This window comes from Streptomyces sp. NPDC001292 (genome assembly GCF_042896465.1).
Classification (GTDB): domain Bacteria; phylum Actinomycetota; class Actinomycetes; order Streptomycetales; family Streptomycetaceae; genus Streptomyces.
This window is the reverse complement of the sequence record NZ_JBIAXG010000056.1, coordinates 40,757-48,869: the sequence shown is the minus strand read 5'-3', so window position 1 is coordinate 48,869 and position 8,113 is coordinate 40,757. Positions and strand designations below refer to the sequence as shown.

The following is an 8,113-nucleotide window of genomic DNA, read 5'->3' as shown; positions in this document are numbered from 1 at the left end:
CACGTGCCCGCACAGCGCGTTGAAGCAGGAAGCCCCCGGAAGGGTCAGACGACCCAGGCCGGAATCCCTGGACTTTAGGCCAGGGAGCACGTCAATTGGCCTGGGCTGTTCCTTCGTCGGTGGCCTGCGAGGCCGCACGAAGGCGATCTCGCCGTCGAGCACCTTCTTCGCACACTGCCTGTCGAGCGCTCCCTCCCAGCGGGACACGGCGAAGACGGCCACGCAGTTACCGAGCAGGTTGGCCGTGACCCGCATCACGCACAACTGAGCAGGTCAGGGCCCCTCCGCGTGATCACAACGCGTTCTCCTTCGACTGCCTCCTCGACGGCGGACGGGATTGCCTGAGAGACGACTTGCGCTGTCGCCGGCGTCCGCAGGTGTCCGAGGGCCGGGCACGGGACCGCAGTGAGGTTCAGGCGGGTGCCCTTGTCGAGGCTCACCTCGCCGTAAGGCCGTACATGGGACCAGAAAAGTGGGGTCGGGCCGCGCCGGTCGGCGAATGACCGGAGCGCTGTACGTGGTGGTCAACCTCATCGACGACAACCGGCAGTTCTCCGAGGACCGCACACATCCGACGGCAGGCACCGCGGCGGCGTACTGACCGTGGCCGCCGCCGAGTCCATCGACGGCGGTGCAACGGGCCGCTACATGGCGCGCGTCCACGCCTACTGCCCCCATGTGGTCGTGCGGAGCACAGCGCTGGCCCTTGAAGACGCGTGTGATTTCCCGGTGGTTCGCGGGCAAACCCGTAGTCGACGAGATCGGGATCCGCTCCTACCCGGGCGCACCGCTCATCGACGACCGCACAGGAGTCGCCCTCGGCACCGTATGTGCGGTGGACACCGAACCACGGCCCTGGGGGAGGGCCGGGCTCGCGACCATCAAGAACATGGCCGGTGAGGTGACGGTGTCGGTGCACGGGCGCAGGATGTGACAGGGCCACAAGCGGGCCCTTCGAACTTGCTGTCCTGTCAAACCGTCACCGTCTCGCCGTCCGGGAACGTGACCGTCACCCGCCCGTCGTCCTCGCGCGTGCACGTGATCGACTCGCACAGGGCCCAGGGGTGGACGACGTCGCGGGTGAGCACCACCAAGGTGACGTGGACACTTTCCCCGCCCGGATGGCGCACGGCTCGCAGGTACGGGGTCGCCGAGTGCGGGCCGTAGGCGTTCGCCTCGACCTCGCGCGCGACGCCCGTCTCCTCGTCCCACCCGTACAACGCGGCCACGGCGCTGGTCAGCCCCGACTCCGTACGGGTCAGCGCCCAGCCGGGCCCCTGCTCCGAGTGCGGGCGCACCACGTCGGCGACCGCGTACCCGCCCTCGCGCACCGTCACGCCCTCAGGTGCCCGCACCCGGTGCACGCGCAGCTCCCACGGCCCGTGCAGCACACTCGTCGACTCGATCGGGAACTCGTCTTCCGTGCCCGGGAGTTGCACGTCGTGACGGGACGACGCGCGGCGCTCCTGGCAGAAGAGGGGGTGGATGCGGCGGCGGCGCGAAGGGGTGCCGTCGGCAGCGAGCAGCGCGATGTGGTTGTCGACTGCGCGGGCCCAGGCGTGCGGTGCAGACTCAGGCGCGGTGGCCGTGGAGTAGGCGAACTTGGCGTAGTGCGGGTCGTCGCTCGCCGGGCCGTCCGGCGGGTTGTGGTCGCTGCCGTGGTTGACCAGGCGGACGACACCGTCGTGCGGGGTGCCGTGCAGTAGCCAGCCGGGCGCGGGCAGCGCCGTGTACTGCGTGGACTGCTCGACGGGCAGCGGGAGTTCCCGGTCCGTCCACACCGGGTGGTCGGCGGGAACCAGCAGACCGAGGAACCCCTTGCTCGCCCAGTACGGCGACGCGGGCCCCGAGTACGGCTGTGTCGCGGGCAGGAACGTGTCGTACCAGCCCAGCGGCAGCAGCCCCCGCTCGTCCGGCACCCCGCGCTCGGCGAAGTGCCGGGCCGCGCCGGAGGCGAGGCGCCGGGTCAGGCCCGGCGCGAGCGGGGTGCAGTCGGCGAGCGCACCCAGCCACACCGGAGCCGTCGCCGCGAGGCGGTACGTCAGCGACCGGCCCTGGTGCACCGGCGCGCCGTCCGCGCCGAAGAACTGCGGGTACGTGCTGAGGAACTGGGCCAGCCGCTCCCGGTAGACGGCGCCGCGCCCGCCGTCCCCGTCCGGCCCCGCCATGCGGGCCCACAGTAGCGGGTACAGGTGCATGGCCCAGCCGATGTAGTAGTCGAAGTTGCGGCCGTCGCCGTCCGTGTACCAGCCGTCGCCGACGTACCAGTCCTCGATCCGGTCGAGGCCGGCATCGATGTCGCCCTGGTTGTACGGCGCGCCGACCGAGGCGAGGAACTGCTCCGACACCACTTGGAACAGGCGCCAGTTGTTGTCCCAGGTCTTCGCGCCGACGAACCCGGAGAACCAGTCGACGACCCGCTCCTGGACCCGGGTGTCGAGCCGGTCCCAGATCCAGGGGCGGGTCTCGTGCAGGCCGAGCGCGATCGAGGCGGCCTCGACCATCTGCTGGGAGCAGTCGGTGAGTTCGGGCCAGGCCTCGGTGCTGTCACGGTCCGTGCCCGCTGTCAGACCCTGCGTGTACCTTTCGATCAGGTGGGAGACGGCTGCGGAATCCGTTCCGTCGCTGCCGCCCGCGCCCGCGATCCGGAAGGAGGCCAGCAGAAATGTCCGAGCGAACCCTTCGAGCCCGTCCGACACGATCCCGGACCAGCTGGCCCGCCCCGGCAGCCGGTACTGCGCGAAACCCGGTGTGGCATAGGGCAGCAGGGCCGACAGTTGCCGGTCGGCCAGGGCCTCCCAGTGCGCCCGGGTCCAGCCGGTCAGGGGGGAGCGGACGCGGTCGGTGGGCGGCAGGGGGAAGTGCGGGGCGGGCATGGTGGTTCGCTGGCTCCTTCGTCGGGCGGCGGGCGATACGGGTGGGTCCGGTGACGGCGGGCTCAGCGCAGCCGGGCGGTGTGCGTATGGCCCCGTGAGCCGCCCACGCGGACGGTGAGCACGGGCTGTCGGCCCGGCGTGACGGACACCGTGTCGTCGGCGCTGACCACCGTGCTCACGGGGAAGGGGAGCCGGACGGTCAGGGTCGTCGTCGTGCGGCCCGGATCCGCCACCGCCACCGATATGCCCTCGTCGCGGCGGCACACCAGGACGGTACCGGGGCCGTCCGCGCTCAGCCCGTCGACCGAGCCCGCCGCCCAGAAGTGTGCCGCGAGCAGGCCGAGACGGGGTGAGGCGACGGCCTGGACGGCGGCGTCGTTGGCGAGTACGCGCGCCGGGAGGGAGCGGGACCAGGCCAGGGTCGCGGCAGCGGTCGCGCCCGGCAGCAGGACGTAGGCGTAGGAGGCGGACGTGGGGGAGGGGCCGTGGTCGAACCAGAGCGTGGCGTAGCGGCGGCTGACCGGGGTGGTGCTGCCGCCGGTGTCCGCACCGGTGTTGAGGGCGCGCCAAGTGCCGGTCCGCTCCTCGCGCAGGGCGCGCAGCGGTCCGCCGGAGGGGAAGACATAGCCGCCCGTGCCCTCCAGGTGGGCCCAGCGTGCGTCGTCCAGTTCGGCCGACCAACCCTGCTCCGTGGGCTGCCGATGCCCGTCGACGATGAGCAGCGGTGCCCCTTCGGCGTGCAGGTTCCGGTTCTCCACCACCGTCTCGATCGTCCTGCCGTCGCTCGCCGTGATCCCGGCGCCGAGCGCGAGGACCGCGTTGTCCAGGAAGAACCACGCCTTCTTGGCCCGCAGCGTCGACCCGTCCGCGATCAGCTCCATCGCGGCGGCACCGAACCGGGCGTCGAGCACGGCGCCGCCCGCGACCGCGTTCTTCGGGCGGAAGGTGCCGGTCCCGCCGCCGGTCCCGAGATCGGCCCGCGCCCGCGTGTCCACCGTCGTGCCCGGCAGCCGGTACGGGTCGACGGTCGGCCAGAAGGAGTCACCGAAGGCGTCCGGGTCGTCGCCGTCGTACAGGTATGTCATGCCGTCGCCGGTGTACCAGCCGTGCAGATTCTCACCGTTGCCCATCTCGTAGGCGGCGATGCGCTTCGACGACAGCGACAGCGCGCACGCCCAGGACGGGCGCCGATGCACCACGCGGTCCATGTCGGCGAGGACGAAGTGCCCGGTGAGGCGGTCCGCGGGCCGCACCGCCGGATCGTCGAGGAGGGCCTTCGCGCGGGCCAGGGCAGGGATCCCGATGAGTTCCTTGTACGGCGTCTTCGTGTTGCGCAGGATCCAGCCCTTGGCCGCCGCGCGCCAGCGCTCCGCGTACGCCTGCGGTGCGCCGTCGGCGAGTTGGAGGATGTGGGAGACCGCGGACGCACCGTCGTTGTGGTCGCGGGCGGACTCGCGGGAGATGGCACGGCCGCGCACCGCGTCCATCATGAGACCGTCGAACAGGAAGGGCTCGAAGCTCCGCTCGACAGCCTCGTACAGCACCTCGACCGAGGGGTCGGTGACGGCCCAGTCGGAGCCGGCGAGCAGCGCGATCAGCTGGCCGGCGCCGCCCAGCAGGACGCTGCCGTACGTGCCCGTGTACGCGACGTTGGAGTGCTGCACGAACGAGCCGTCCCGATAGAACCCATCACCCGAAGTGACGTACTTGAACAGGCTGTTCTTCCCTTTGTCGCGGGCGTCGGACAGGCCGTCGCGGGCCAGGACGAGCGCGGCGGGGTCGCGCGCGAGCAGCCCGCGCAGGGCGAGGATCACGGCCTTGTCGGAGCGGTTGGCGCCGGTCTCGGCGAGAGTGGGGTAGTTGGTGCGGCGATCCGGGTTGGGGACGAACCTGGCCACCGTCTTCACATAGGCGTCGCGGTCCTCGGCGGGAAGATCGGCGCGCAGCAGCACGCAGATGTCCATCAGCGCGCGCGGCGCGCCGATCTCCCAGAACCACCAGTTGCCGGTCTCGGGACGGGAGGCGTTGTAGCCGACGGTGTGCAGGAAGCGCAGCGCGTCGAGGATCCCGTCGCGCACGGCCGCCTGCCCGGTGAGCGAGGTGCCGGGGGTGGCCCACGCGGTCGCGAGCGTGCGCAGTCGCGGATAGCTCTGGCCGAACATGCCGGCATCGGAGGCCGGGGACAGATCGGCCCACAGCGCCTTGCGGCCCGCGGAGGTGTCGATCTGCCGCCACCAGCCGGAGGCCTGTGTGTCCAGGGCGGTGAGCGCGGCGGCGAAGTCCGGGTCCTCGGGGTCGAAGGCGCCGCCGGTCAGCTGCTGCGCGGCGCGGGCGAGCAGGGGCTCGTACGGGTCGTCGGCGGAGCCGGTGGCGGCGTTCGCGCTGCCCGGGCGGGCGACGAGGGTGGCGACCGCGCCCGCTCCGGCGAGCGCGAGGGTCTGGCGTCTGCTCAGGTCCATGGTGGGTCTCGTCCTCCGGGTCAGTCGGTCAGCGTGGCCGGGTCGGTCGTCGGTTTCGGCAGATGGAGCGCGGCCAGTTCGGCCCGTCCCTCGGCGTCGACGGGGAACGCCCAGGTGGTGACGAAGAAGTCGGTGAGGTCGCGCTCCGCGACACGGCTCGCGTACGTGGCCAGCGCCCGGTACCGCTTGGCCGTCTCGGTGTAGTCCGACTGAGGGCTCTCCTCGCGCACCAGCTTGTGCATCCTGGGCCAGAAGTCGGCGCCGAAGGCCAGCTCCAGCTGCCGCAGCGGCACGAGCTTCTCGTACGCGCTGAAGGACTTCTCGTACGTCAGCCCCGCCGTGCCGAACTTGGCCCGGGCGGACTGGAAGTAGTTCAGGCCCGTCTTCGGGTCGATGGTGAGCAGGTTGGAGGGCTGGCCGAGGGCGCGCTGCACGGCCAGCGAGTAGATGTTCACCGTGACCTCGGTCAGCCCCGACGGCTTGTACGCCATCTGTTGGTGCAGATGGCCGAGTTCGTGGTACAGCCCCCAGCCGCGGGTGCGCAGCCCCTCCACCGTGGTGGCCCGGTCGAGATAGGCGCGCGGGAATCCGTTGTAGCCGTGCGTCGCGTACGCGCCGACGCCGGACGGCACCACCGGCACCTCGGTGAAGTGGTAGCCGCCGGCCTTGGGCCGGTGCACCGGCTTCGAGCCGTCCAGGCCGCTGATGTCGGACTCGGCCTCGATGATCTGCTCCAGGAGGCGCAGCAGCGCGGCGTGGTCCTCGTCCCGGTACAGCAGCGCTCCCTCGCGGGTGAGCGTCACGACGGAGCGCGGCCCGTGCAGCTCGACGACCGGGACATCGGTGTACGTGTCCAACTGGCCCTGGTAGTCGGCCTCGGTGGTGCGCCCGAGTGTGAAGACCGGCATCGGTACGCAGCCGCTTTTGAACCGGACCGCGGCGCGCTGCCCGAGGCCCTCCAGGGTGAAGTAGACGGGTCCGCCGTACGGATCGGTCACGGTGTTCGCGCCGGGCTTCAGCTGATAGCTGCGCGGTTCGGTGACGGTGCCGTAGTAGTCCCACTGCCCGATCCAGAGGGTCGGCACCACGTCGTCGTAGGGCAGCACGTCGATGCGGAGGGCGGTGGCCGGCGGGACGTAGTGGCCGGTCGTCTGGAACTCGGAGCCGCGCAGGGCCTGGCCGAGGCGGAGCCGTTCCGCCTCGGCGGAGGGGCGGGCGACGAGCGGCACGGTGAGGTCGCCGGCGGCCCGAGCGGTGCCGGCGCCGAGGCCGCCGACGGCGAGCGCGGCGCCCGTGGCCGCGGCGGTGGCGAGCACGGTGCGACGGCTGGGGCCGGACGGCTCGGCGGGGACATGGAGAGGCTTGTGGGCATGGCGCATCCAGGGACTCCCATGGGGGCGAACTACGTTGGGGCGATCAGCGGGACGAGCGGTGGGGCTCGCGCGCCAGCATGTAAGCGTTTGCTATCCGGCCGCAAGAGGGTCCGCCGAATTTCTGTTCGTTACTGTGCGGATGGTGGCTGGTGCGAGCAGAATCAAGCAAGCCGCAGCCCGGTGTCAGCTCCGGCGCGGCTTGCCGCTCGCCGAGGGCGTGCTCATCGGTGCCGCCACCGACTCCCGCACGACGATGTGCGTGCCGAGGCGCAGCGTGCCGGTCGTCGGGGCGCGCCAGTCGTCCTCGTCGCCGCCGTTGAGCGCGACCCGCACCGCCTGCCGACCCATCTCCTCCAGCGGGATGCGCACGGTCGTCAGCCGGGGCCGCAGCTCCTGGGCCACCGGGATGTCGTCGTACCCGACCAGCGACATGTCCTGCGGGATGCGCACCCCGGCCTCTTCCAGAGCCTGCGCCGCGCCCGCCGCCACGATGTCGTTCGCGGCGAATACGGCGGTGAACTCCGGGCCGCCGCAAAGCAGTTCGGCCATGCGCCGGTACCCGAAGGCGCGGCTGAAGGCGCCGGGCTGTTCCAGCTCCGGATCCCGCGCGATGCCGCGCAGCTCGAGCGCGCGCCGGTGTCCGGCGAGCCGGTCCCGCGCCGTGGAGAGGCCGGGCGGCCCGCCCAGGTAGAGGATCCGCTCATGGCCCTGCCTGATCAGGTGGTCGGTGATCGCGAAGGCGCCACCCTCGTTGTCGTACTCGACCCCGACCGTCGGTACGTCGTCGCCGAGCGAGGGCCGCCCGCACAGCACGAGCTTCGATCCGCCCGCGTCCAGCTCCCGGGCCCGGCGCGCCAGTTCGGCCTTGTAGGCGCGGTCCTCGACGCTGCCGCCGACCAGCACCACGGCGTCCGCCCGCCGTTCGTGCATCAGCTCGATGAAGGCGAGCTCGCGCTGCGGGTCGCCCTGGGTGCAGCACACCAGGCAGAGCCGGTCGCCGTCGGTGGCCTCTCGTTCGACGCCGCGCGCGATGTACGCGTAGAACGGATCGATCAGCTCGCTGACGATGATGCCGACGGTGCGGCCGGAGGCGCCGGCCAGCGCTCGGGCATGGGCGTTGACCACATAACCGAGCTCGCGCATGGCCGCCTCGACGCGCTCGCGCGTGGTGGCGGAGACCGGATAGTTGCGGTTCATCACGCGGGAGACGGTCGCCGTGGACACCCCGGCGCGCTTCGCGACGTCGACGACCGTCGCGCGGCGCTGCCCGCTCCGGTCGCCCTGCCGCTCACTGTGCCCATCCGGCCCGGGTGCCGTGGAACTCTGCTGGGACATCCGGCCCACCCCCTGATGGTCGTGCTGGTCTGCCTGTGTTCGGTCCGCCCCAGAGCCTATGGCGTGCGGC

Annotated in this window: 4 protein-coding genes and 2 pseudogenes; 1 reads left to right on the top strand and 5 read right to left on the bottom strand. The window is 71.9% G+C overall.

What is annotated here, in order from left to right:
* Window positions 1-108: 108 nt before the first annotated feature.
* Window positions 109-255: pseudogene (locus ACFY4A_RS36995) on the bottom strand (C4-dicarboxylate transporter DctA); the annotation flags it as partial.
* A gap of 244 nt (window positions 256-499) precedes the next feature.
* Between ACFY4A_RS36995 and ACFY4A_RS36990 the strand changes: the two are divergent.
* A pseudogene (locus ACFY4A_RS36990) lies at window positions 500-934 on the top strand (GAF domain-containing protein); the annotation flags it as partial.
* Window positions 935-971: 37 nt separating this feature from the next.
* Here ACFY4A_RS36990 and ACFY4A_RS36985 read toward each other — a convergent pair.
* From ACFY4A_RS36985 to ACFY4A_RS36970, 4 genes are all read right to left on the bottom strand, one after another.
* Complete coding sequence (locus tag ACFY4A_RS36985; RefSeq protein ID WP_390833696.1) at window positions 972-2,876, bottom strand: DUF2264 domain-containing protein; 1,905 nt, start codon at window positions 2,874-2,876, stop codon at window positions 972-974.
* 62 nt (window positions 2,877-2,938) lie between these two features.
* The gene (locus ACFY4A_RS36980; RefSeq protein ID WP_390833695.1) at window positions 2,939-5,335 is read right to left on the bottom strand and encodes a polysaccharide lyase 8 family protein; all 2,397 of its coding nucleotides are present in this window, start codon (window positions 5,333-5,335) and stop codon (window positions 2,939-2,941) included.
* A 20-nt stretch (window positions 5,336-5,355) separates the two neighbouring features.
* A complete protein-coding gene (locus ACFY4A_RS36975; protein ID WP_390833694.1) occupies window positions 5,356-6,714 on the bottom strand; it encodes a M60 family metallopeptidase in 1,359 nt (452 codons plus the stop codon).
* A 177-nt stretch (window positions 6,715-6,891) separates the two neighbouring features.
* Complete coding sequence (locus tag ACFY4A_RS36970) at window positions 6,892-8,052, bottom strand: LacI family DNA-binding transcriptional regulator (RefSeq protein WP_390833697.1); 1,161 nt, start codon at window positions 8,050-8,052, stop codon at window positions 6,892-6,894.
* Window positions 8,053-8,113 lie beyond the last annotated feature (61 nt).

Excerpts from the sequence above, each read along its gene's own strand:
- ACFY4A_RS36975 (WP_390833694.1), bottom strand. The coding sequence starts at position 6,714 with ATGCGCCATGCCCACAAGCCTCTCCATGTCCCCGCCGAGCCGTCCGGC.
- ACFY4A_RS36985 (WP_390833696.1), bottom strand. The coding sequence starts at position 2,876 with ATGCCCGCCCCGCACTTCCCCCTGCCGCCCACCGACCGCGTCCGCTCC.
- ACFY4A_RS36980 (WP_390833695.1), bottom strand. The coding sequence starts at position 5,335 with ATGGACCTGAGCAGACGCCAGACCCTCGCGCTCGCCGGAGCGGGCGCG.